Raw genomic sequence first — 22004 nt, forward strand, 5'->3', positions numbered from 1 at the left:
TGGCGCTGGACTAAACAAAGGCCCCCTTTTAGGGGGCTCACACAAAGCCACCTTCTTTAGAAGGTGGTAATTTACTTTTACATACTTGAACAGGTAATGAAAGCAAGACGATGTTATTCGTTTGCTCATTAACAACTTACTGCGCGTTCATCTGAGTGAGTTTATCGCCGACAGGTTTTGAGAAGTTAAAACCATCATGCTGATCCCAGTTGATAGACCACGTCATTACCCCTGCATAATTCGGGTAATGGTACGCTGGCTTAACGGTGCCACATGAAGTGCCTTTGGTTAAACAATCTAGTGCGCTGATAATATTCTGTGTCGGAGCCTGCCCTGAATTTGCCGAGCTAGGACCTGAAGGTAAGCCGATTGCGACTTGATCATCACGCAATGGTGCAAATTGAGTGCCGTCGGCCAACTCAAAACCTTCGATAAGCATTTTAGATTGCGCTACCATCATATCCACAGAGCCTTCTGGTGCACTGCCTGGCAGGTATGGGTTTGGCAAACCGCCGTTGTTATATAACTGGACGTGAAGCAAGTCGAGCGTGCTGCGTGTCTCGTTTATCACAGGAATGTAAGCTCCCCAAATACCGCTGTAAGCCACATAGCCGCCTTGAACATAAGGGTGCTCAGGCGCCATGGTTAGGTACATATCGCCACCCATGTTTTGCTCTATTTGAAGCAAAGCACGACCAAGGCGAGCTTGAATTTGCGAGCCATGAACTAAGTTAGAACCACTCTCTAAATCCACATCTAGACCATCAAAGCCCCACTCAGCGATAAGACCTGTTAGGCTAGAGACAAAGTTGGCTTCATCTTGGTCGGTATTCAGCGTAATCGTGCCTTCTGCGCCGCCAAGAGAGAGAACAAACTTCTTACCTTTAGCTTGAAGCGCTGCCATGTCCTGCTTGAATTGTGTTGGATCGAGTGCTGGACAATCGCTGTAAATATCGCCTGAATATAGATTAAAGTGCACGGTGCCATCACTGTTGCGATCATTTTCAGCAAAGGCAATATCAATCACATCCCAAGCATCTGCCATATCTGCTAGACGAATTGGACAGCCCGCTCCATTTACAAAATTGTGCCAGTAACCGATGAGTTTATGGCGTTTATCTACTTGCTCAACCACCGTTATTGCTGCGGCGTCAGACAATGCATTGCTTCCTGACAAATCCACAGCTTGGGCGCTAACTGTAAAGTTACCAAGTGCAGTTGGTGTCCAGTTGGCTGTGTAAGGTGCCGTGGTATCGGTTGCAACAATAGAGCCGTTGATCATGAAATCAACGTGTTTAATGCCTGAAGTTAAAGACGTTGCATCGGCGCTTAATGCGAGGCTTTTGCCTAATCCGGTGGTCTGACCGCTGCTTGGTGAAGTCAGAGAGACGACCAAATCTTTATCGCTGACTTCCACACCAACCAGGGACTCTGACGTGTTGTTATCATTATCGGTTGCGACGGCTTTAAGCTGGTTAGCGCCAATAAGTGTGGCGTTCCAAGTAACGGAATATGGCGCTTGAGTGGTGACCCCTAAGCTGGTGTTGTTCGCAAAAAACTCAACTTGCGTGACTGTGCCATCAGCATCGCTTGCGTTTGCCGTGATTTCGTTATTGCTGCCAGCGAGCACGACTTGTCCATCCGTTGGTGCCGTAATGGTAACTTGCGGTGGTGTCGAACAAGCACCTAGGCCACTCCAAGCATCTTGCCAGTATAGCCCTTCACCAGGCTCGTAAGCCCATGTCGCATCCGAGGAGCACCAACCAGCAACATCACAACGATATTTTTGGTTGAAGTGAGAAACCAGGTCGCCAGCTTGATAACTTGTGCCTGCCACATAAGGTACTGCATCTGCACATCCGCCCGTTCCGGTTTCTGAATTACTAATAACCAGCGCTACTTCTTGGCTCATCGTTGCGAGGTTTGTATCATCAGTCGCTTGTGCTTTGAACGAGTATGTACCTGGACTAGCGGTCCATTGATATTCGTAAGGTGCGCTAGTATCAATGGCGACAGATTGATTGTTTACGAAGAACTCAACTTGTGTGACCACACCATCAATATCGTCAGCTTGAGCGGCTACGGTTAGGTTATCGCCTACATTAAGCACTTCTGTGCCTACTGGGCTTGTCAATGAAATGCTTGGTGGCGGTAATTCGACTTGTGGTTGAACTTGGATAGAAATCGTCGTGGTGCTAACAGCTCCCTCATTATCTGTCGCAATTGCGGTCAATTGCGAGATCCCTTCAATAGCTGTCCAAGAAGCTTCGAATGGTGCTTGAGTTACCACAGCAACCGTTTGGTTGCCTGCAACAAACTCAATTTGTGTGATTTGGCCATCTTCGTCAGCTGCGTTGGCTAACAAAGTGATCGCACTGCCTTCGGGAATTTGTGCGTTGTTTATTGGAGAGGAGAACGACACCGTTGGTGATAAGTTGTTGCTTCCACCATCGCATTGCCCTAACGCTTTCCATGCTTCCCAAGATCCTGAGTTGGTCACGGGGTCATTGCCTTGCGTCCAATATGCAGCCTCATAAGCGGCTCCTTGCGTTTTTACTAAAGCGCCCGATGTATAAGTCGCAGTGCTGTCCCAGTCGGGTAGACTTTGACAGTTATAGGCTTGAGCTTGGTAGCTGGCGCTGAGTGCTACAATCATCGCTCCGTGAAGTAGGGTGACCTTCATTTTCCTCTCCTTGAATCATGGGTATAAATGAGAACAGAGTAATAACTAGCTGATAAATAGACATTAGGGGGAAAAAGCGAAGCACAATATTCTGCTTTTCGACACAGTATCACGAGGAACAGTTCGTCCCTTACACCAGAGCTCATTATTTTTCGGCTCACTTCACGGCAGAAGGATTGGTAAAATTCAGCCACGTGAAACGAGCAACAGTCACGAGGCTTTTGAGCGATGAATATGAGATGTACGTTAAAATTTACAAGCTGAATGACTATAAATTACTTCAACTGTCGAGGATTTAACCGAGGTACTCTTGTTGAATAGTGAATATTGCTATAGTGTACTAGTTAGCTAGTTCAATGATATTTTTGTGTGAGTAGTATGACACAGCAAACCTCTTCTCAGCCTCGCGAGCATTTTGGCTCTCGTCTCGGGTTCATCTTAGCTGCCGCAGGTGCCGCAGTTGGCCTTGGCAATATTTGGGGCTTCCCAACTCAAGCTGCCAGTAATGGTGGCGGTGCTTTCCTATTAGTTTATTTGGTGATGATTCTTATCGTCGCATTTCCGATGCTGGTGGTTGAAATGGCGATTGGTCGCCATGGTCAAGCCAACCCTGTAGACAGTATGCGTGCAATCACAGATAACCCTACCGGTAAAAAACTCGGCGGCATTGTGGGTTGGATTGGTTTAAGCGTACCAAGCGCTGTCTTAGCGTTTTATTCAATTGTTGGTGGTTGGTTGATCTGCTTTTTACTGGGTGCAATCACAGATCTAATGGGGTTAGAAGCTGCAACTCAATGGCTAAAGGGCTTTAGTGTTGAACGTAACTTGTTCGGAACCATTACTTTTTATGTACTGACGATTCTCATCGTACAAGGTGGCGTAAAACAAGGTATTGAGAAGTGGTCCACACGTTTGATGCCAGCATTGTTTGTTCTGTTTGCTCTGCTATTTGCTTACATCATGACGCAAAACGGTGCGATGGAAGGTCTGAAACATTACCTAGTGCCGGATTTTGAAAAGGTATGGGACCGCAAGTTGATTCTTGCTGCAATGGGACAGGGCTTCTTCTCGCTTACGATCGGTGGCTGCTCAATGTTGATTTACGGATCTTACTTGAGTAAGAAAGAAAACCTACCAAAGATGGCGATGAACGTGACCATGGTAGATACTGCCGTTGCTTTCATTGCAGGGTTAGTGGTGATGCCAGCGATGTTTGTAGCAATGCAAAAGGGCGTTCAAATCTATGCAGAAGATGGCTCTCTCTTAAGCTCAGATACGTTAGTGTTTACGGTATTGCCACTAATGTTTGATAGTTTAGGTTTGCTTGGTCAATTATTCTCTATTGTGTTCTTCTTATTGCTGACGATTGCGGCGCTAACGTCTTCCATTTCAATGTTAGAGTGTCCAGTGGCTTTAGTGAGTGAGCGCTTCAATACTAAGCGCAGCGCAACGAGCTGGGTTTTAGGTGGTCTCATTGCTTTGTTCAGTGTGGTGATTGTTTATAATTTTGGTGCTCTATTTGGTATGGTCGCGACGGTTGCTACTCAGTATCTACAACCAACCGCTGCGCTCTTATTCTGCTTATTTGGTGGTTGGGTATGGAATCGCAACTCAAAAATCAAAGAGCTTGAGCAAGGTTGCCCGGAGTTTACGCAAGGTTGGTTTGGTAAGTTATGGCCTGCGTATGTGAAGTTTGTATGTCCAATTCTTGTGGCGACAGTCATCTGGGCTTCATTTGGCTAACCGAGACGCCTATCGAATAAAAGAAAAGGGCTTGATGGTAACTCATCAAGCCCTTTTTCATATTGGTTATTCTCGTTTCGGTTATCCGCCAAGAATGGTGTTGATTAACGGAATTGTCCTGCTTCTGGAAGAAAGTCAAAACCAGCAGAAGCCAGTTTTGTCTCAAGTGCTGTGCGTTCGATATCGAAGAAAGCCACCAGTTTATCTAAGTCACCACCGAAGTCGTCGCGTAGCTTCATATTCACAATGCTCATCAGCATGACAGGATCCATGGATTCAAAGTTCGCTAGATTCATTACTTATCCTCAAAATCTGAAATCAGTAGGTTTGCCGCAGCAAATGCCGCTTTTTCACGCACTTCTTTAGGCAGGGACTCATCCGCTGCAACATCGTTCAGTGCTTTAACTGCACATGAAATTGCTTGGGGAATATAAGCTTGATCGCCACTACCAATCTGAGCATAAAGCTCACGAACCAGTTCACAACAGCCGTATACTTGCATGTTTTCTTTCCACTAAATGATAACTTATCTCAATATACACACAGCGGATTTGAAACTCAAAGTACAGAGTTGTTTTGGCTCAAGTTGAAGGTTTGCTTGAGCGAGATTTAATCACTGCATTTGTGCTTCTAACTGCTGGGTGACTTCTGGTGAAAGTTGAAGTTGTTTTGCTAGTTCTTGCAGATACGCTTTTTCCATAAAGTTTTGTTCATCAGCGACGATCAAAGACGCCAGGTAAATTTCTGACGCTTGTTGAGGAGAGGTCGCCTGATTAGCAATTTCAGCAGGATCAAGCGGTTTGTTTAACTCTTGCTGAACGAGGTGACGAACTTGCTCATCTGCGCCCATATCCGCGAGAGCTTGTTCAATGCGCGCCATTTCCTCTTCATCAACGTGACCATCAGCTTTTGCAGCTCCAATCATTGCTTTTAAAATTAAGACACTGTGTTTACTGTCATCGGGGTCAAAGGTTTCTTGAACACCTTGACCGGATTGCTTGGCTTGCCAGTCGTTATACACTTTGTAGGCCAAGGCTCCAAGCGCAGCTGCGCCACCGACTTTTAATGCGCTTGACCCTACTTTTTTAGTCATTTTTTTACTTTTCTTTGAGCCCATCAGCATACCGATGAGGCCTCCGCCTACAGCACCTGCTCCTAGCGTTTTTAGGCTACTTGAATTTGATGAGGATTTGATGTTGTTGGTTTGTTTGCCCAATGCATCTGCACCTTGCTTAAGTAAGTCTGATTTGAGTGCTTGGTTTAGAAGACTTTTTAAATCCATAACTGACCTCCTTTAGATGATGAAATCAGTTTAATAGCAAGAAGCTGAACCAAAGATTAACAAAGTGAATAGTTCGAAAAAGGTGGAGGGAGGATGTTGAGCTGTAATAAAAAAGGGCTGACCGAAGCCAACCCTTTTTAACTATTTGAAACTACTTCAAATGCGAACTCGTCGAGTGCTTACTTTAGTTGAGCTTTTACGTGCTCAACAATGTCAGTCATTGCGACTGCTGTTTTCTCACCAGTAGCACGGTTCTTGTATTCGAAGTTGCCTTCTTTCATTGAGCGGTCACCGATAATAATGGTATGCGGTACACCAATAAGCTCCATGTCAGAGAACATTACGCCTGGGCGTTCTTTACGGTCGTCAAATAGCACTTCGATGCCCATTGCCGTTAGCTCAGCGTACAATTTCTCAGCGGCTTCTTTCACTTCTTCTGACTTGTGCATGTTCATTGGAACGATCGCTACCTGGAATGGTGCGATTGCATCTGGCCAGATGATGCCGTATTTGTCGTGGTTTTGTTCAATAGCAGCCGCTACTACGCGAGTGATACCGATACCGTAACACCCCATTTCTAGGATGACGTTCTTACCATCAGGACCCAGTACACCACAGTTCATCGCTGCGGAGTAAGCGTTACCTAGTTGGAAGATATGGCCAACTTCGATACCACGCTTAAGCTGGATAATGCCCTTGCCACATGGGCTTGGGTCACCTTCCACAACGTTACGTAGGTCTTCAACTTGACCAAGCTCTACATCACGACCCCAGTTAATACCGAAGTAGTGTTTGCCATCGATGTTCGCGCCCGCACCGAAGTCGCTCATTACCGCAACGCTGCGGTCAACAATGAACGGCAGTTTAAGGCCAACAGGGCCTAGTGAACCAGGGCCTGCACCGATAAGCTCACGAATTTCTTCTTCAGATGCCATTTCCAATGGAGCTGCAACCTGAGGAAGGTTTTCTGCTTTCACTTCGTTCAGTTCATGATCACCACGAATAATAAGCGCGATGATTGGCGTATCAACTTCGTCAGATGCTTTCACAAACAGTGTTTTCACTGTTTTTTCAATTGGTAGTTCGAACTGCTCAACCAATTCAGCGATTGTTTTCGCGTTTGGCGTATCAACCAACGTCATTTCTTGTGTTGGTGCCGCAGCCTCAGAGGCTGGAGCTAGTGCTTCTGCTTTTTCAATGTTTGCCGCGTAATCTGACTCGCTAGAAAATGCGATGATATCTTCGCCGCTTTCAGCCAGTACGTGGAACTCTTGAGAGCCGCTACCACCGATAGCACCGCTATCTGCAAGTACAGGACGGTAATCCAGACCCATGCGATCGAATGCTTTACAGTAAGCATCGTGCATTGCGTCGTATGACTTTTGTAGTCCGTCTTTATCAATGTCAAAGCTGTACGCATCCATCATTGAGAATTCACGTGAACGCATTACGCCAAAACGTGGGCGTCGTTCGTCACGAAATTTAGTTTGGATTTGGTACAGGTTTAGCGGAAGCTGTTTGTAAGAGCTCACTTCATTGCGAACAAGGCTAGTGATCACTTCTTCAGCGGTTGGGCTAAGTACAAACGGACGAACATGACGGTCAGTAAAGCGAAGTAGCTCAGGGCCCATCTTTTCGCTGCGGCCTGTCTCTTCCCATAGTTCAAACGGCTGAACAACGGGCATCAAAGTTTCGACTGCGCCTGCATTGTCGATTTCTTGACGAACGATGTTTTCGACTTTACGCAGTACACGTAGACCAGTAGGTAGCCAGGTGTATAAACCTGAAGCCAGCTTACGGATCATACCTGCACGTAGCATGAGCTGGTGGCTCACTACTTCTGCGTCGTTTGGAGTCTCCTTCAGAGTAGAAAGAAGATAATTACTGGTACGCATTAAATTTATCCGTTTATTTAAGTTAGATACTCAAGCTTGAATAAGCAGGAGTATGGGAGTTCCCGAAAGGGAAATTTGTTAGCCGTCTATAATATCAGCCAATTGCGTTTGTCAAAAGCTTTCAATAGCGGTAACCGTTATTAAGTTGCTTGTTGCTGTGAACTTTACGTTCAAGTCGAACAAATTTACCGCATATTCTTTGTCGTCCGGCTTGTTTTTCTTATATGCAGGGCGAGGATCTTGTGCCAGAACTTGTTCAATGACTGATCTTACATAGTCAGTATCGGATCGATTTTCTATCGTTGCTAATGCTTGAGCAGAAAAGGTGACTTGTGACTTTTCTGGCTCTTGGTCTGCGTATCCGCCTTGTGCTTCCGAAATAGAATCCGAATAGGGGATATAAGGCTTAATATCCACAATCGGTGTCCCATCCACGAGATCTACACTGCCTAAATCAAGATAGATTTGATCGCCTTGCTTAGTGACTCCTTTCACTTCAACGGCTGACATTCCGATTCCGTTTGGACGGAAAGTCGAGCGCGAGGCAAAGACACCAATTCGTTCATTGCCGCCTAATCGTGGCGGACGTACAGTTGGTTTCCAACCAGCTTCCAGGTTCTGATCAAATAGAAACAACAACCAAACGTGAGAGAACTGTTCTAGCCCACGCACTGCTTCAGGGCTATTTGCTGCACCTAACAGTTTTACGCGTGCTTTAGCCTCTGGTACTAAGCGTGGTTGGCGCGGAACTGCAAACTTTTCTTTGTACGGTGTCTCAATGACGCCGATGGGTTCGATGGAATACATGGTGGACATCTTTAAGAATTCATTGAGATGAAAAGTATCACAAATTTCTCTTGCTTTTCTTGTTGATAATGATTATTAATTAAAATGTTATAACATAACAGATTAATTAAAAGGAAAAGTATTATGAAACCAGGAATCCACCCTGAATATCGTCCTGTGGTGTTCCACGACACCAGTGTAGATAAGTACTTTGTCGTTGGTTCTACGTTGAAAACGGAGAGAACCATCGAATGGAAAGATGGCAAAACTTACCCTTACTTTACGTTAGATGTGTCGTCAGCTTCTCACCCGTACTACACCGGTAAACAGCGCGTTGTACAAACCGAAGGTCGCATTGCGAACTTCAACCGTCGTTTTGGTCAATTTAAGAGCGAAAAGGAATAAATCATGAAGGTAGTAAAATCATTAAAAAGTGCAAAAAGTCGTCATCCGGATTGCCAGATTGTAAAACGGAGAGGGCGTCTTTATGTCATTTGTAAAACGAACCCGAGATTCAAAGCTGTGCAAAAGTAATCAACCTGCATATATCTAACTTATGGTTTTGTTTAATTGATAATGTTGAGTTAATTATCTTACATGGATGAAATATCTACATTTTTATTCAATGTTGGTTATAAATGCCTCCGTTCGTCACAGTTTGTAACATTTAGGGCTTTTATTTGACCTTCTACTCAAGTACCCTTCGCACGCTTTTTGACATTTTTGTCACATTTGCATAGGAATAAAAACAAGGAGGGAACAGATGAGTTCATCTGATTCAATTAAACAAAACTCGCCTAAGAAGCCGCTGTTTACGCGCTTTTTGGATACTGTCGAATATTTGGGGAACTTATTACCCCACCCGATCACACTATTTGCCATTTTCTGTTTAGCCATTCTGGTGATGTCGGGTATTGCAGGATACTTCGAAGTTTCCGTAGTTGATCCTCGTCCTGAGGGTGCAAAAGGTCGTGCCGCGGATGGCATGATTCATGTCGTTAGCTTGCTTAACGCTGATGGCCTTGAACTAATCGTTACCAATCTAGTGAAAAACTTTGTCGGCTTTGCACCTTTGGGTACGGTATTGGTTGCGATGTTGGGTGTTGCTATTGCTGAATACTCAGGCTTGCTATCTGCAGCAATGCGTGGCTTAGTCATGGGTGCATCTCAACGCATGGTAACAGTGACGGTCGTTTTCGCGGGTATCATTTCAAATACGGCATCAGAGCTTGGCTATGTGGTACTTATTCCACTGGCTGCAATGCTGTTCCATTCTTTAGGTCGTCATCCACTTGCCGGTCTTGCTGCGGCGTTCGCTGGTGTATCTGGTGGTTACTCAGCAAACCTACTTATTGGTACGGTTGACCCGCTGTTGTCAGGCATTACTGAAACGGCGGCGCAAATGATCGACCCAACTTACACTGTTGGTCCAGAAGTTAACTGGTACTTCATGTTTGTGTCGACATTCTTCATTGCAATCACAGGTGCGTTTGTTACTGAAAAAATTGTTGAGCCAAAGCTTGGCAAATACAGTGAAGAAGAAGCCTCAGAAGATTTGTCGAACGACAAAATGGGTGGCTTAACAGACATTGAGAAGAAAGGCCTAAAACTAGCAGGTGTTGCTGTACTGGTTGTTTCAGCGCTGCTTGCTTGGACGGTTGTTCCAGAAGACGGCATTCTACGTTCTGATGCAGGTACAATTGCAGGTTCACCATTCCTGAAAAGTATCGTGGCATTCATCTTTGTGTTCTTTGCTATTCCAGGCTTTGTGTTTGGTAAAGTTGTTGGCACGATGAAGACGGATCGCGATGTAATTGATGCAATGGCGAAATCTATGTCTTCTATGGGCATGTACATTGTATTAGTTTTCTTTGCGGCTCAGTTCGTTGCTTTCTTTAAATGGACTAACTTCGGTCAGGTATTCGCGGTTGCTGGCGCTAGCTTCCTGCAAGAAATTGGCTTAACTGGTCCAATGTTGTTCTTTGCCTTCATCCTGATGTGTGGCTTTATCAACCTAATGATTGGTTCGGCATCGGCACAGTGGGCAGTAACGGCTCCGATTTTTGTTCCTATGTTGATGCTTGTTGGTTATGCACCGGAAACGATTCAGGCTGCTTACCGAATTGGTGACTCGACGACAAACATCATTACTCCAATGATGAGCTACTTTGGTTTGATTCTTGCCGTAGCGACTCGTTACATGAAGAACTTAGGTATCGGTACGCTGATCGCGACCATGCTACCTTACTCAATCTGCTTCATTGTAGGTTGGAGTGTGCTGTTCTACCTATGGGTATTCGTATTTGGTTTACCAGTAGGCCCTGGCGCAGCAACATACTACACACCGTAGAAAACGGTTACCTCACACAGCTCCATTATAAAAAGCCTGCGAACGTCGCAGGCTTTTTTATCGATTGAGACTGTGTACGCAGGCTTACCTGATTATAGATGTCGGTTTATAGCTGAAAACGCATCAACAAAGGGCGATAAAAGTGCTGAGTGAGCCAGCATAAGCTTTTCCAAATTATGCGTTTGTACCAAGGTAAGTGCGCAATATAAACATAGCTAAATTCAATTTCTGGCCGGGCTTTTCTGTTGCGTTTAAAAGCCGGAGCACCTGAGCTCATATTAAAGCGACGCTGGAATATCATTGCGTGGCGGATGGTATAGGCCGATATTCGACGATACAATGCGAGGCGTTGTGGCTTATTGGTATCGTAGCCAAAAATTGGGCAAGTCATATCATTATCAATTTCTACAATGCCTAACGTAGCCAGCATCTCTTCTTGATAAAACAGTCCCACTAACTGTACTAATTTGTTCTGGCTCGCCTGTTTTAAATATTGGGTTGAAAACTGTATGTTATTGAGGCTGTATTTATCAAGGTAAAGCATGTCATATAACTCTTTGGCACGCTGAAACTCTTCATCAGTGGTCAGTGGCCTAAACTGCCAATCTTTATCATTAAGCAGTTTGAAGTCTTTCGTTAAATCTCGGTTGAAGCTGAACGCTTGCCAATCATCAAGTAAATACACTTGTCGTGTTACCAAGCTTTGCCATTGCTGCTGCTCTAATCGCTGAATAAAGCGTGATTGTTGACGTTGGTTAATGGAGCGAAGCACCAAGGGAAAGGTGGGGTATTGATCGAGTGCGACGCGACGCAGTTCATCGAGATTTAAGGCTGCCCATTGTTCGCTATACATATTGGTGGACAAGCACTGATTGTTGAGAGTTTGGACTTGATCCAATCCAGCCAATGATAAGATTGGTTTAGTCATATTAATAAGTAACTTACATACCCATCGAACAGCCACATTTTTGACTTTGTGAAGCTCTTCTTCGGCGTAGCCACTAAGCAGTGTCATAGGGGACACGGCATAACAGTTGTTTGGTATTTTTGGTGTTACGGAGTAAGGAATGGCAACATCATCGATATAGTAGCAACCAAAGCTTGCTGTGCATTCATCAATGGGATTCGACTGCATAAGAGTGATAAAGGTTTTATGCCATTCTTGAGAGGAAAGCGTCATGAGTTCAATGCCTCTCCATTCCACTCAATATCAACGGTAGAAGCGTTGCTCCACTTCGTCTTGTTCTGCCTAGCTAACCGGAGTAATTCAAACATACTCCGGATTTGGCTCCCTACCGGCAAGTTATGCTGTTGCATCACATTCACTCCAGACCACCAATCTTGCCAAGTTCTAACCTTAAATAGGGATAATCCACCTTCAGCGATGAGTGTTATTGGCCCTAAATGATGCAATCGCTGCTTGGAAGGACTGGTAAAATCCATATTAGGAAGCAGTTGGTTGCATCGAGACGAGAGTAGGTGCAAACCACTGGTGGCTCTTGGGTTACATTCAATCACGTAGAGTTCATCTTGTGATTTGATGAAGTCAAACGACACTTGCCCATGATAAGTATGACGTTTACCAAAAGTTGCGATAAATCTATCTAGTCGTTCGCACGAGATCGGCTGAAAAGCACTGGCGGCCGAGCCGTTTACACAGTATTTCGGCACATAAGCTTGGTGTGCTTTAAGGTTACCATGTTCAAAAATGGCATAGTTACACACCGGAGTCCCATGGATTTTTTGTTGCTGAACCCAAGGGTAAAGGGGCGATATCGTGGCGGCAGAAATAGACTGAGTCGTCACATCTCTTATGACTTGCCCGCCAAACCGAGAGTAAACGGGCTTTAGAACGGTTCTCTTATTAATTTCAATCTCACTTTTATCAGCGACCAAACGAGTTTTGGGAAGTGTGATTTCTGGCAAACCTTGAAGCTGTTCAAAGACGGTCAACTTGTTGTGCAGGGCATTGAGTAGTCCCACATGGGGCAGAAAAAAATCTACTTCTGGGCATTGTTTGGCAACATGAGCCAAGTAATACACTTCTTCACAAGTGGGTATCACTATATCAATACGCATCTGAGTAATGATTTTTAGGATCTGCTGTTGGTAGGTGGGAAACGCAAATCGAGGCGAAGCGGTGGGTATATAAGACTCAATGCCTCGCAAAAACGATCCTAGAGGTTTTTTTAGCGAATCGGTGAGAATTACGTCATGTCCATGATGAATACACATGGTTGCCCACTCTAGTGCAACTGGTGCTCGGGCTCCGGTGATTAAGACCCGCATATGTTCACCACACGTCGTTGTTTATTCATTGGCGTCCAAATAGGCGCAGGGCGGTAACTAAATCTGACAGGATCAAGCCGCAATTGGTCAAACAACTTTATCAAGGCTTGATGTATAACCCGATGGTGGTGAAAATCCGCTTCAATTTGAATGGCTTGTGACCCTGTTTGGGTGATTCGGTAATCCATGCGACCTTTGGCAAATAGTGTTATAGCGCGGTAGATGAGATCTGGTAACACCGTCACTGGGACGTGGTTTGCGTTTAGCGTGAGGCGATCACCACATCGTCCGGCAATCGCGCCAAGAGGTTCAAATACGCCATTATCCTGTTTATTCTCAATAATATCGTCGAGCTGATAACGAATAATGGGCTGAGTTTTACGACGAAAATCGGTGATAATTGGGCTGTAATGAGTACGTTCGGTATTCAGCCAATGTTTTTCGATGTAAACAACATCTTGATTCCAGCGCATTTGTCCATGCTGATCAGTACATGCAAGAAAACCTTCGGTACATTGATAGACTTCATGGAGTTCGCTGTCGAACCGTTGAGAAATAAAGTGACGGTCACTCTCGGTTAGGACTTCTGCACCAGAAATGATCCGCTGTGGTTGAATTGCGGGTTGACCAAATTGACCGCTGAACTGGGCGCAGAGCTGAAGAGCTTGCGCACTACCAACCAAAAGCGTGGGTTGGAACTCATCCAGCTCTTTTATCCATTCTTGGTAAGGTTTGGTTAAATCGGCATAAAAAAATGTGACAGGCCCTTTCGCGACGGATTTATACAGTGGGCTGTTGGCGCGCAAGGCTAGAGCAATTCGGTGTTTTTGCCATAGGTTGGGCAACAGGCGAGCCAATATATTGCCAGCCCACAGTTGCGTTTCCTGTTTGTCAGCAAGAAACAACCCGCGCATGCCTGATGTGCCCGAAGAAAGCCCAACCGTAACATCGCCAACTTTCGAAGCGGCAAAGTTGCGTGACTGCTCTGCTTTGAGTGCCTGCTGCATTAACTGTTCAGCATCTAAGCCCTTCGTATTCAACTCTGAAATGTTCTCCATCATGGTTTGCTTATTCATGATAGGGAAATCACTGAGTGGTGCACCTTGAAAAGAGCGGTAATACGGTGAATGACGGCATACCCAATCCAAGTGTTGCGTTAAGTGTTGTTGCTGCCATGTTTCGACTTGTTCCCTTGAGCCGAAGGGGCGGTAGCGGGTTCGCCAGAATTCTGAGATAAGCGTTCTCACTTCATCCATCCTTCTTTGATTAGCTGCTGGATAGTTTCCTGACAATGTGAAGGCACGAAGCGAACAAAGTGGTGGGTTTGTTGGTAGCAACTTCTCAACTCGGAGAGGGTGTTTTTATAGGCTTTTGTATCATCGCAAAGCATGTTCGCCAGCCAATGTTGATCGATATTTTCACTCAAGCTCTCGATTAACCAGCATGCATCGGCGAGTAAGAACAGCCAACTTTGGTCTCTTTTAACTAGCAAGCCCACTTGGCCAGCTGCATGGCCTGGCAAGCTAACCATATAAATAAATCCATCGTCGAACATGTCTTTACAGAGCAAATTAACACCTTGGCACTGAGGAATAATTTGGCTGATTGGTACAGAAAAATCACTATGAATGAATAAGTTAGGTTCAAGCTGTGGAGGAAGTAGAGCTTTTAGGTATCCTTTTCTTACGCCTCCAATTCGACCACTTTTAGTAATTGCATCTACCCCTTTTTGTTGGCAATGCAATTGAGAGTGGGAAAACTCAGACACGGCAGCAATGTGATCAGCATGGAAGTGGGAGAGCACTAAGTGTTCAATATCATGAGGTTTGAGACTTTCTTTTGCTAACTGCGCAACAATTCCGTGTTCTTTTTTATAGCGACAAGGTGTTGTCCAAGCATAAAAACGTTCAGGGAAGGGACGAGTCGCGTTAAAAAAATGCTCGTGATATCCCGTGTCAAACAGGATGTTGCCTTGTGTTGGGTGCTGAATTAACGCAACGGCTGCCGGAAATGCTCTAGGCTTGATACCAGAACCTGGTTTGACAACAAAGCCTGGGTGTACGCAGTGTCCAGCCTCAAAGATTTTTATTTTTAGACCAGTTTGCATACTGCTGTATTCCTTCTTGAATTGAAAAAAGCGGCTGGTAATTCAGTGTTTGTTTCGCCTTGCTGATATCCAGAGTTTGATGGTAGTTAAACAATCCTGCGCTGTATGAGGTGAGCCTTGGTTCTGGCTGATGTGGTAAGTGCCTTCGTATTTGCTCACTGAGCTTTAATAATGGTGATACAACGCCGTATGGTAATGATTGTAACGTTACTTTTAGGTTTAACCCCTCACATAAAGCTTGCAGAACAGTCTCAATTGGCATTGGTTCGTTGTTGGAAATGTTGAACACATCACCATGCTGAAGTTGGCCTGCCTGAGTGCAAGCGAGCATCGCTGCATGGGCAACGTTGTCGACATAGGTCAGATCAACCACAGGATTTCTACCCGATGGCAGAAGCAGAGTGTTGTTTTTTATCGCCTTAAGCACTCTTGGGATAATCGCGCGATCATTGGGTCCAAAAATGCCACGCGGTCTTAAAATGATCGCTTTGCTTTGGCCTTTTACGGCTTCAATTTCCGATAGGTATTTTGTGTGTGCGTAATCATTACACCAGTATGAAGCTATGGCGTCGGTTTCTCGAATATTCCAACGGTCTTGATGGTCAAAGTAGACGCTGGTGGAGGAAATATGGATAAAACGCGAGATTTGATAGGTATTAGCCGCATTGACGAGGTTTTTGGTGGCATCTACATTGGCTTGATAAAACGCCTGCCACTTTCCCCATGGGCTTGAGAGAGCGGCACAATGGATGATTGCATCCATACCTTGGCATACCGCATGAACTGCTGAGTGGTCTCTTAAATCGACTATATGTGGGATAACATCGAATTGCTCGGCGAGTTGTTTAGCGATGACTGTGTTTCGTGCTGTAAAGTGCAGTTCATGCTGCTGGTGAAACATTCTCAGAATTGCGCTACCCAACATCCCGCTGCCACCAGTGACCAATATCTTCATAGTTTTAGCACTCCCATCCCTAGTGACAACCCTGCGGCGGTGCCAGCTAATAACACATGTTTTCCTGCGGCTTCTGGCTGATTACGCAGCCAGTGTAAGTTAATTGGGAGTGAGGCGGCAACTTGGTTTCCCAAAGTCGAAAAGTGATTAACGGTTTTCTCTGTTGGTAGCCCGGTGAGTGAAGGCAGTTTTTTTAATCCATGCGCGCTGGCTTGATGAGGAAGAAAATAATCAATATCGCCGAGTGTTACCGGAGAGGCGTCAAACCCTTTTTTTAGAAACGCTGGTAAGGCTTTACGCACATGTTTAAAGAGTGCTTTGCCCTCCATCTCAAACTGGCAACTTTTTAAATAGGCTTGATGCTCGGAGGTATGCGGATTGATATGACTACCTCCGCCCTTAATTTGACAAAATGAATACCCGGTATGATGCGTTTCAAAGTGACTGGTGAGCAATCCATCATCGTTGCGTTCTTCGAGCAAAAATGCGGCGGCACCGTCTGCGAATAGCGTTGCAACTTCTGGTTTGAGCGTAAAATTTCGATTCAGTGTGATGCCAGTGGCGAGTTCGCTGGTGACAATAAGAATCCGACGGTATCGTTTTGCTAAGAATAGACTCTGGGCAAGATCAAGCGCAGAGAGAAAGGATAAACAGGTGCTGTTCAAATCAAAGCTTTCTAGCCATGTTGGAGCGTCTAACGCGGCGAGAACCGCTGAGGCGTCGTAGGGCAGAGACTGGTGGTGTGTGCCGCTAGCGTAGATAAGAAGATCAACGGAGCTTAAGGTATGTGTGTTTCCTAAACACTGCTCTATTGCCTGCATTGCCATGTAAATAGCGGTCTCTTTTGTATTGGCTACATGACGATATTCAACGTCGAATTTATTTCGGCAGGTCCCTGGCGCTAATTTTAGGAAGCGATCCATTTCTCGATCAGACCATTGATTCGTTGGCAGGTAGCTTCCACTGGAAACGATGTTAAAGCCCATTATTCTCTATACACTTATTAAAAACGTCGTTCAAAATAAACCACGTTGCATATTGAAGCTATGGCGAGCGAGATGAAAAACAAACAGAACAAAACAAATGGGAGTAAGAGCACGCTTTGGGTGCAATGCTGAGAATGAATTTTCAGGAATGAGCCAGGCTTTTATTTGCTGGCTCAATTTGAATAGAGTGAGGGTTACTTCTTAAATTTCGCCAAAATACGATCCAAATGGTTTGCAAATTCGCGTCGATCGGTTTGAGAAAGCGCGGCGGGCCCACCAGTCTGAATTCCGCTTGAACGCATGGTTTCCATAAAGTCGCGGATATTTAGGCGAGCTTTGATGGTGTCTTTTGTATAGAGCTCGCCACGAGAACTGAGGGCTTGAGCGCCTTTAGAGATAACCTCATCTGCAAGCGGAATATCTGACGTGATCACCAAATCGTTGGCTTCCACACGCTTGACGATTTCGTTGTCTGCGATGTCAAATCCCGCAGGGACTTGCAGCGAGTGGATGTTGTCTCTTTTCGGCACAGGGACAACGTGGTTAGCGACAAACGTACATTCAATCCCTGTACGCTCGGCGGCACGCACAATGGTTTCGCGAATAACTTTCGGACACGCGTCTGCATCTACCCATAACTTCATGATGATTTCTCACTGAGTTTCGCTTCTAACTCTTCAATACGAATGGCTAGCATTGTTACGGTGCGCTCTAGGGCTTCAAGACGATCATTATCGGTGTGGTGTTGTGCTGCGATTTCAACCTTGGGTACGCGTTGAGCACTCTTCCAACTTTTTATTGCGGTGATTAATGCTGGCATTGGAACTGGCGTTTTCAAGCGTGCTTTCACTAACGCTACGGTTGGCTCTTTTCCTTGTTGTTGCAACTGTTCCATTGCCGCTTCTAATTCTTTAGTAACGTCTTGAGTTAACATTTTTAATCCTTAACAACGATATATCTATCATCATACGTTGAGTGCGCTAATTTGGCGAATGGCATTTTGGAGAGTGTAGTGTGAGAGATCTCTTACATAGGTTGTGAGAGAAAACGATATCGTAAGCGGAAAAAGAGAAGATAAAGAGCTTAAGTTTATGATAAATAATGATTTAACAACTTGTTAACCAATGTGAGGGCCAAATATTTATCTTGGATAGATTGTCTATTTTTGGAAAAGGCGTAAATTGAGAGTTGTCAGCAGGAAGCAGACATGGAACAGGAAAGCACCAAGGATTTGGTTATCGTCAGGAAGACGATTTGGTTGGTCAGGATGATTAATCAAGCATGGAGCGTAGGACATTGTAAGGATACGATCATCAATAGGATGTTGATGACTAAGGATAGACAATGGACCCCTCTAGGATTGAGGTTATGGACAGCATCAGGAAGATGCAAGGGACACCGCTCAAGGAACAAGTGACGTGTGCTAACGAGGAATGTTAGCAGTCAGGATGATAAGGACACCGCTAGGACGGCGACGTAAGGAATAAGCTGACGGAATCAGCCACTATTATGGATGATGCATGGAGCACTTTTAGTAGCCGGACTGCTGCGAGTAAGACCATGACCCCGATACTTATGTGTCGGGGTCTTTCTTATATAAAAACGATATCCAGTGCTCTCATTGAATTAAGCATCTCGATGTTACTTGGGGATATCAATATCACAAAATATATAAATTCCTAATAACACTTAATAAAAAACAACTCAGATCAATATCCTTTCCAACCAGTTGGTTTAACTTTCGGCTTCTCTACAAGGTGTTATGCCCGCAATCATTGAGCATGTTCAGCTCATCGAGTTTGTGATCTGCGGATAGATTAAGTTTGTTGTAATCAAGGAACAGATGTGGCCATAGTAACCAGAAGAATGCTTCTTCTACCCTACAATGAGTCGTTGCAACTAGAATTCGTCATGCTGAATTGCTGTGCGAAAAACCGTGCTGAATTGAATGGTCCGTATACAGTTGCGTCTGCCAAACAGATGTTTGAGAAAATACTGGATGATGAGAACATTTATAGTATGGCAGTGCTAGAGAGCACCAGTCGTGACTATATGGGGCACGTGTTCATTGCTAATCTCGATTCCGAACCTGAATTAGGGTTTATTTTTGATAAAGCATATTGGGGTAAAGGGTTAGCAACAGAAGCACTAAAAGCATTTTTCCCCAAAGCGTGCCGTGAATTGGGCTTGAATAAGGTGAAAGCTAACGTGAATAGCAATCATCAAGCTTCTATGGCAGTACTGAAAAAGCTGGGATTTGTTGAAACAAAAGAAAGTAAGGATATATATGGTCCTTACTTTGAAATGGAATTTACAAGCGATGCGGTGGTAGGTGAAAGTTCTGCGGCCTGAAACCGACCATGGTTAACTCTCCTTGGTAGCAATCGTCACCAAGAGATGAAAACTCAAATTGATACACCGTATGCCAACGCCAGACTCCGTCTGGCGTTTTTAGTTTATGGGCACCAAAGGCGATGCTGATTAATTGGAGATCCAATTGCTCACATTTACGCGTGATGGCTGCTTTTGCGAGTTCGGCTTGGCGACGCTGTTGCCAAAACAGGTAACAGAAAAAGCAGAGCCCTAAAATTGCTAAAAGATCACCAATCATTCCTGAACCTTTCTTAGCTTTTTGTTGTTTGTTGTAAGCTTACTAGCGCATTTGCTAGTTCCTCTGATGGGTTTGAATGCAGTAAAGGCAATAACACCATCCTTAACTCTGGCAGCATCACTAAATCGGCAAATAACTGATTAAATAGGGCTTGATTACCGGTTTGAGCTAAACGCAGCAAAAACTGTTCTGCTACCTTTTCATTGGCGAGTAAGTGCCAAGCGCGACCCGCCACACCAATCAATACCTCCTGATGGCTTAAACGAGGGCTATGCAATATCGCATCTAATACTGGAGAGGCGACTTCTGTTGGCGCACCAGCAAGGGCTCGGATAAGTGCTGAAAGTAGGAAGAGATCAGGTTCGCTACTTGCGATTTCTTGCTGTGCCTTTTCCGCGATACGTTCTGCTAAACGCTCTTGAAGCTCTACATGCTCAAGCGCACCTAATAGGGCATAAAGTGGCTCATTTGGTAGGTGGTTCAACGCTTTGCGTATCATTACCCCGTTTTGCTCTTTGTCCAAACGAGCGGCCATGTCGGTGATCCCTTGCAGACCTACAGTTTGCCAATTATCCCAGCCTAAACCACCTGAAAAGTAATGCTGAGTGTGCTCATAATATTGGCTGGTAGGAAGATCGAGGTTCGCGCGGACCTGGCTATGAAACACGGCCATTTTGTCTTCGGAAGGTTTGAACGTATATGGGTTATTAGACAGCTTTTGCTGTTGCTCTTCAGAGATATCACCATTGAGGCGTGTTCCCATGGCTTCCACTACGTATTTAATGAAATTGCCGATATCTGATTGCTTTAACAAACCGCGCTCGTCCAATTCAAACTTTAGAAACCAAATCCAAGGTTGCTTTTGTTCATTCCAATAAGCGATGGCAAGGTGTGCTTTACGCTGCATTGGGAATGGGTACGATGCTTGACCTTTTTCTACATCGGCAAACTCTTTCTTAGCGATGGTTTTGATACGACGACCAAGATCGAAGATTTGATAATCACAGCGGCTGTTGTTCAACAGTTGAGTGAGGGTTTGAATGTTTTCCATTAAATACGACGTCCTAACGTTCTTTTCACAAGAAATGGTATCATTCTCGGCTAATTCAAGGTTCGAGATAGAATTAATGGTAACAAATACTCAATTGGTCGACTTACTTCACCAACTTGAAACGCAGCTTAAAGAACATAAGTTGTGGCAACACACTAGGCCTTCAGAGCAAGCCTTACAAAGCGTGGAGCCATTTGCGATTGATACATTGCATCCTCATGAGTGGTTGCAGTGGATCTTTATAGACAGAATGCACGTGCTAGTGGAAAACAACCAACCATTGCCAAGAGGGTTTTCTCTCGAGCCCTATTTTTCTGAAGCGTGGAAGCAGGAACCGCAGTTCGCAGAGCTGCTTATTACAATCCGAACCATTGACGAACTGTGTAAGTAAACTAATGCTAGAACAAAAAATAGCGCGATCTTCAGAACCAGTTGAGCTGGAGATCGTTTATCAGGATGAATATTTTGTAGCGGTCAACAAGCCTGCAGGCATGTTAGTGCATCGCAGTTGGTTAGATAAACACGAAACTCAGTTTGTCATGCAAACTTTGCGCGACCAAATTGGTCAGCATGTGTTCCCATTACATCGTCTGGATCGTCCAACATCTGGTGTGCTCGTGTTTGCGTTGTCGAGTGAAGTCGCGTCACAAGTCATGCCGATGTTTGCTGAACATAAAATGGAAAAGACGTACCACGCGATAGTACGCGGTTGGATTGAGGAAGAGGGCGTCTTGGATTACGCACTCAAAGTGGAGTTAGACAAGATTGCTGATAAGTTCGCTTCACAAGAAAAAGAAGCGCAAGAAGCGGTGACGGAATATAAGCCGTTGGCTAAAGTGGAGGTTCCCTATTCGACGGGTAAATTTCCTACAACGCGTTATTGCTTAGTTGAGATGAAACCTAAAACGGGGCGTAAGCACCAACTTCGTCGTCATATGGCACATCTACGCCATCCGATCGTGGGTGATACAACGCACGGGGATGGAAAGCACAACAAGCTGTATCGCACAGAGTTTGATTCTCATCGTTTGCTACTGCATGCTTCAGAGTTACGGTTTGTCCATCCATTTACCGATCAAGAGATTGTCATGACGGCCAATCTTGATGAAACTTGGCAGCAATTGTTTACTCGATTTGAGTGGGATGAACCGATAATCGGCGCAGTTAGATCTAGATAATGATTGAGTACAAGTAAATTACCACCTTCTAAAGAAGGTGGCTTTGTGTGAGCCCCCTAAAAGGGGGCCTTTGTTTAGTCCAGCGCCA

Annotated in this window: 23 protein-coding genes; 7 read left to right on the forward strand and 16 right to left on the reverse strand. The window is 44.9% G+C overall.

Features of this window, described 5'->3' with window-relative positions:
- Nucleotides 1–136 precede the first annotated feature (136 nt).
- The gene (locus tag R7P74_RS22910) at nt 137–2683 is read right to left on the reverse strand and encodes an Ig-like domain-containing protein (protein ID WP_225474260.1); all 2547 of its coding nucleotides are present in this window, start codon (nt 2681–2683) and stop codon (nt 137–139) included.
- A 378-nt stretch (nt 2684–3061) separates the two neighbouring features.
- Between R7P74_RS22910 and R7P74_RS22915 the strand changes: the two genes are divergently transcribed.
- Nucleotides 3062–4426, forward strand: a complete 1365-nt coding sequence (locus R7P74_RS22915; protein ID WP_033905531.1) for a sodium-dependent transporter — start codon at nt 3062–3064, stop codon at nt 4424–4426.
- A 104-nt stretch (nt 4427–4530) separates the two neighbouring features.
- Here R7P74_RS22915 and R7P74_RS22920 read toward each other — a convergent pair whose 3' ends face one another.
- From R7P74_RS22920 to tsaA, 5 genes are all read right to left on the reverse strand, one after another.
- Nucleotides 4531–4722 (reverse strand): DUF4250 domain-containing protein, encoded by a 192-nt coding sequence (locus R7P74_RS22920; RefSeq protein WP_005380289.1) that lies wholly within the window; start codon nt 4720–4722, stop codon nt 4531–4533.
- The gene (locus R7P74_RS22925) at nt 4722–4928 is read right to left on the reverse strand and encodes a YaeP family protein (protein ID WP_005391765.1); all 207 of its coding nucleotides are present in this window, start codon (nt 4926–4928) and stop codon (nt 4722–4724) included. Before R7P74_RS22925 ends, R7P74_RS22920 begins: the two co-directional genes overlap by 1 nt.
- A 111-nt stretch (nt 4929–5039) precedes the next feature.
- Entirely contained in the window at nt 5040–5708 is a 669-nt protein-coding gene (locus R7P74_RS22930) for a tellurite resistance TerB family protein (protein WP_225474259.1), read from the reverse strand.
- 179 nt (nt 5709–5887) lie between these two features.
- Complete coding sequence (locus R7P74_RS22935) at nt 5888–7603, reverse strand: proline--tRNA ligase (protein ID WP_017820763.1); 1716 nt, start codon at nt 7601–7603, stop codon at nt 5888–5890.
- Nucleotides 7604–7714: 111 nt separating this feature from the next.
- Nucleotides 7715–8410 carry a tRNA (N6-threonylcarbamoyladenosine(37)-N6)-methyltransferase TrmO gene (gene tsaA / locus R7P74_RS22940; RefSeq protein ID WP_005380294.1) on the reverse strand — a complete coding sequence of 232 codons (696 nt, stop codon included), beginning with the start codon at nt 8408–8410 and terminating at the stop codon, nt 7715–7717.
- A gap of 123 nt (nt 8411–8533) precedes the next feature.
- Here tsaA and R7P74_RS22945 point away from each other — a divergent pair, with 123 nt between their 5' ends.
- From R7P74_RS22945 to R7P74_RS22955, 3 genes are all read left to right on the forward strand, one after another.
- On the forward strand, nt 8534–8794 hold the full coding sequence (locus R7P74_RS22945) for a type B 50S ribosomal protein L31 (RefSeq protein ID WP_005380295.1): 261 nt from the start codon (nt 8534–8536) through the stop codon (nt 8792–8794).
- A 3-nt stretch (nt 8795–8797) separates the two neighbouring features.
- Nucleotides 8798–8923 carry a type B 50S ribosomal protein L36 gene (ykgO, locus tag R7P74_RS22950; RefSeq protein WP_005380299.1) on the forward strand — a complete coding sequence of 42 codons (126 nt, stop codon included), beginning with the start codon at nt 8798–8800 and terminating at the stop codon, nt 8921–8923.
- A gap of 229 nt (nt 8924–9152) precedes the next feature.
- The gene (locus tag R7P74_RS22955) at nt 9153–10739 is read left to right on the forward strand and encodes an AbgT family transporter (protein ID WP_005380301.1); all 1587 of its coding nucleotides are present in this window, start codon (nt 9153–9155) and stop codon (nt 10737–10739) included.
- 106 nt (nt 10740–10845) lie between these two features.
- Here the strand turns inward: R7P74_RS22955 and R7P74_RS22960 are convergent, their stop codons facing one another.
- The 8 genes from R7P74_RS22960 to R7P74_RS22995 form a co-directional block, all read right to left on the reverse strand.
- Complete coding sequence (locus R7P74_RS22960; protein ID WP_225474257.1) at nt 10846–11919, reverse strand: hypothetical protein; 1074 nt, start codon at nt 11917–11919, stop codon at nt 10846–10848.
- Nucleotides 11916–13028, reverse strand: coding sequence for an ATP-grasp domain-containing protein (locus tag R7P74_RS22965; protein ID WP_225474256.1), 1113 nt, complete (start codon nt 13026–13028; stop codon nt 11916–11918). Before R7P74_RS22965 ends, R7P74_RS22960 begins: the two co-directional genes overlap by 4 nt.
- Complete coding sequence (locus tag R7P74_RS22970; protein ID WP_225474255.1) at nt 13016–14284, reverse strand: F390 synthetase-related protein; 1269 nt, start codon at nt 14282–14284, stop codon at nt 13016–13018. The genes R7P74_RS22965 and R7P74_RS22970 overlap by 13 nt, the downstream gene beginning before the upstream one ends.
- Complete coding sequence (locus tag R7P74_RS22975; protein ID WP_262634239.1) at nt 14272–15135, reverse strand: MBL fold metallo-hydrolase; 864 nt, start codon at nt 15133–15135, stop codon at nt 14272–14274. The genes R7P74_RS22970 and R7P74_RS22975 overlap by 13 nt, the downstream gene beginning before the upstream one ends.
- Nucleotides 15104–16090 carry an NAD-dependent epimerase/dehydratase family protein gene (locus R7P74_RS22980; RefSeq protein WP_053349821.1) on the reverse strand — a complete coding sequence of 329 codons (987 nt, stop codon included), beginning with the start codon at nt 16088–16090 and terminating at the stop codon, nt 15104–15106. Before R7P74_RS22980 ends, R7P74_RS22975 begins: the two co-directional genes overlap by 32 nt.
- Complete coding sequence (locus tag R7P74_RS22985) at nt 16087–17076, reverse strand: ketoacyl-ACP synthase III (protein WP_225474253.1); 990 nt, start codon at nt 17074–17076, stop codon at nt 16087–16089. The genes R7P74_RS22980 and R7P74_RS22985 overlap by 4 nt, the downstream gene beginning before the upstream one ends.
- A gap of 194 nt (nt 17077–17270) precedes the next feature.
- Nucleotides 17271–17720, reverse strand: a complete 450-nt coding sequence (locus R7P74_RS22990; protein WP_005380310.1) for a YaiI/YqxD family protein — start codon at nt 17718–17720, stop codon at nt 17271–17273.
- Nucleotides 17717–18010 (reverse strand): hypothetical protein, encoded by a 294-nt coding sequence (locus R7P74_RS22995; protein ID WP_151515056.1) that lies wholly within the window; start codon nt 18008–18010, stop codon nt 17717–17719. Before R7P74_RS22995 ends, R7P74_RS22990 begins: the two co-directional genes overlap by 4 nt.
- A 932-nt stretch (nt 18011–18942) precedes the next feature.
- Here R7P74_RS22995 and R7P74_RS23000 point away from each other — a divergent pair.
- Nucleotides 18943–19428, forward strand: a complete 486-nt coding sequence (locus R7P74_RS23000) for a GNAT family N-acetyltransferase (protein ID WP_081107518.1) — start codon at nt 18943–18945, stop codon at nt 19426–19428.
- On the opposite strand, the gene R7P74_RS23005 is transcribed toward R7P74_RS23000, so the two are convergent.
- Together R7P74_RS23005 and R7P74_RS23010 are read right to left on the reverse strand one after the other, a co-directional pair.
- Entirely contained in the window at nt 19388–19687 is a 300-nt protein-coding gene (locus R7P74_RS23005) for a DUF3301 domain-containing protein (RefSeq protein WP_005380315.1), read from the reverse strand. The genes R7P74_RS23000 and R7P74_RS23005 overlap by 41 nt on opposite strands.
- Nucleotides 19688–19700: 13 nt before the next feature.
- Nucleotides 19701–20738, reverse strand: a complete 1038-nt coding sequence (locus R7P74_RS23010; RefSeq protein ID WP_225474252.1) for a DUF3549 family protein — start codon at nt 20736–20738, stop codon at nt 19701–19703.
- Nucleotides 20739–20814: 76 nt separating this feature from the next.
- Here R7P74_RS23010 and R7P74_RS23015 point away from each other — a divergent pair, with 76 nt between their 5' ends.
- Nucleotides 20815–21129, forward strand: a complete 315-nt coding sequence (locus R7P74_RS23015) for a YqcC family protein (protein ID WP_225474251.1) — start codon at nt 20815–20817, stop codon at nt 21127–21129.
- Nucleotides 21130–21133: 4 nt separating this feature from the next.
- The gene (gene truC / locus R7P74_RS23020) at nt 21134–21916 is read left to right on the forward strand and encodes a tRNA pseudouridine(65) synthase TruC (RefSeq protein ID WP_005391793.1); all 783 of its coding nucleotides are present in this window, start codon (nt 21134–21136) and stop codon (nt 21914–21916) included.
- The last annotated feature ends 88 nt before the right edge of the window (nt 21917–22004 follow it).

It is taken from the genome of Vibrio sp. 2033 (assembly GCF_033339735.1).